This is a genomic window from Moraxella caviae, assembly GCF_002014985.1.
Classification (GTDB): Bacteria; Pseudomonadota; Gammaproteobacteria; order Pseudomonadales; family Moraxellaceae; genus Moraxella; species Moraxella caviae.
Genome location: NZ_MUXU01000073.1, coordinates 1 through 2581 on the forward strand (window position 1 = coordinate 1; position 2581 = coordinate 2581).

2 protein-coding genes are annotated in these 2581 nt (G+C 46.1%); one reads left to right on the forward strand and one right to left on the reverse strand.

Annotated elements, in window-relative coordinates; translation table 11 throughout:
• The coding region (locus tag B0181_RS10255) for an IS1595 family transposase (RefSeq protein WP_143821564.1) at window positions 1-395 on the reverse strand (395 nt) is incomplete at its 3' end.
• Window positions 396-693: 298 nt separating this feature from the next.
• On the opposite strand from B0181_RS10255, the gene B0181_RS10260 reads away from it, so the two are divergent.
• Window positions 694-2421, forward strand: a complete 1728-nt coding sequence (locus B0181_RS10260; protein WP_078277404.1) for a proline--tRNA ligase — start codon at window positions 694-696, stop codon at window positions 2419-2421.
• The last annotated feature ends 160 nt before the right edge of the window (window positions 2422-2581 follow it).

Genomic DNA, 2581 nt, shown 5'->3' on the forward strand with positions numbered 1-2581 from the left:
TCTGTGTAGACAATGCTATCAGGCTTGATTTTACTTGTGATAATTGGCATTAGTGTATTTGTCTTAGTATCTTTAACAACAACAGTGTAAACTTTATCATTGCGTTTTAATAAACCAAATACAGCAGTCTTGCCAGCTGCACCACGACCACGTTTGCCTTTACGAATACCGCCGAAGTAACTTTCATCAAGCTCTACTTCACCGTCAAAAACAGTGTTGGCTTCAAGAGCTAAGTGATATTCTATCACAAGGCGGATTTTGTGGTAGAAAAGGACTGCTGAATTGTGTTGAATGTTTAACAAATCAGCCGCTGTTCTAGCGGTAACTTCTGCAATGAAAAACTCAAGTAGTCTTAATTGAGTTTTTCTTGATAATTTACAACGAGTTATCTTCATTTTTGTAGTATAACATATTTGTTATCTACTACAGCCCCTTTAAAAATTACAAAGTTTCCAATCAGAGCAATCATTCAAACGATACGACAAATCAAAAACCACTCATGCAAAGACATCAAACCACAGCGGTTTCAGCCTTCAATTTTATAAAAATTGGCAACTTTGCACGCTTGATACGCCATCATACACACAATTTTAAACAATTTCACAAAAATTGGTTGCATATTCGCCCAAATTTACCGTAAGATAGACATTTTTATTGCTCAATTTATTTTACCAAAGATTTTGCAGAGTTGTCATGAAAGCCAGTAAATTTACCTTTGCCACCTTAAAAGAAACCCCAAGCGATGCCGACATCGTCTCAAGTCAGCTGATGGTGCGTGCAGGTCTGATTCGCAAACTTGCGTCAGGCTTGTATGTGTGGATGCCGATGGGTCTGCGTGTGCTGCGCCATGTAGAGCGCATTGTGCGTGAAGAGATGAATCGTATCAACGCCCAAGAACTGCTCATGCCTGTAACGCAGCCTGCCGAACTGTGGCAAGAATCTGGCCGCTGGGACGATTATGGTGCAGAATTGTTGCGTTTTAAAGACCGTCATCAGCGTGATTTTGTGCTTGGTCCGACACACGAAGAAGTCATCACCGACATCGCGCGCAACGAACTAAAAAGCTACAAGCAGCTGCCTGTGTCTTATTACCAAATCCAAACCAAATTCCGTGACGAAATCCGCCCACGCTTTGGGGTGATGCGTGCGCGTGAATTTACCATGAAAGACGCCTATTCTTTCCACATTGACAAAGAGTCGCTTGCCGAAACTTACCAAGATATGTATGACGCTTACAGCCGTATTTTTAGCCGTCTTGGGCTGAATTTCCGTGCCGTACAAGCAGACACAGGCTCTATCGGTGGCTTTGCATCTCATGAATTTCATGTGCTGGCAGACAGTGGCGAAGACGACATCGCCTTTAGCAGCGAAAGCGACTTTGCAGCAAACGTAGAACTTGCCGAAGCCATCTGCACCGCCACTCGCCCAGCACCAAGCCAAGCTCGCACCGATGTGGACACCGTCAATATGCCAACGTGCGAAGAAGTTGCCAAGCATTTGGGCATCGCGCTTGAGCAGACCGTCAAAACACTCATCGTCAAAGGCGCACACAGCGAAGAAAACCCAGACGCACCAAAACTTGTGGCGCTGATTTTGCGTGGCGATCACACGCTAAACGAAATCAAAGCTGAGAAAATCGCTGACGTTGCCACGCCTTTAGAAATGGCAAGCGAAGAAGCAATGAAAGAAGCTGGTTTGATTAAAGGCTACATCAGCGCAGACTTGTCATCTTATGGCATTCCTGTATATGCCGACCGTGCCGCAGCAGCTTTGGCGGACTTTGTGTCTGGCGCAAACATCGAGCATAAGCACACCACAGGCATGAACTGGGAGCGTGATGCGGCTTTGGCTGGCGTGGTGGACATTCGCAATGTCGTAGACGGCGACCCAAGCCCAGACGGCAAAGGCGTGATTAACATCAAACGCGGCATTGAAGTGGGGCACGTTTTCCAGCTGGGCGACAAATACTCAGACGCGCTGGGTTGCCGTGTGCTTGGCAAAGAAGGCAAGCCAGTTACACTAATGATGGGCTGCTATGGCATTGGCGTTAGCCGTATCATCGCTGCCGCCATCGAACAAAACCATGACGAGCAAGGCATCATCTGGGCGGACACGCCAGACCCAGCGGATAACATCGCACCGTTTTATGTTGCCATCGTGCCAATGCGCTCAAAAGACGGCTCGGCAGAAGCCAAAGCCGAAGAGCTATACCAAACGCTTAAAGACAAAGGCGTGAATGTGCTGCTAGACGACCGTGATGAGCGTCCGGGCGTGAAATTTGCCGACCTTGAGCTGATTGGCATTCCGCACCGCATTGTGGTGAGTGAGCGTAATTTGGCAGAAGGCAAGTACGAATACGTCAAGCGTGGCATTGATGGCAAGCAAATGCTGAGCCTAGACGAAGTATTGGCAAAATTCTGATAAATTTGGCGATTTTGGGTAGGTTTTAAAACGGATAAATTTTAAAACTCATCCACGTCAAATTTTATCCAAATTTTAATAAAAAAGCGCAACGATTTGGGTTGCGCTTTTTTGGTTTTGGGTGTAAGTTTTGATGATAAGTTTGTAGATACCATCCCCA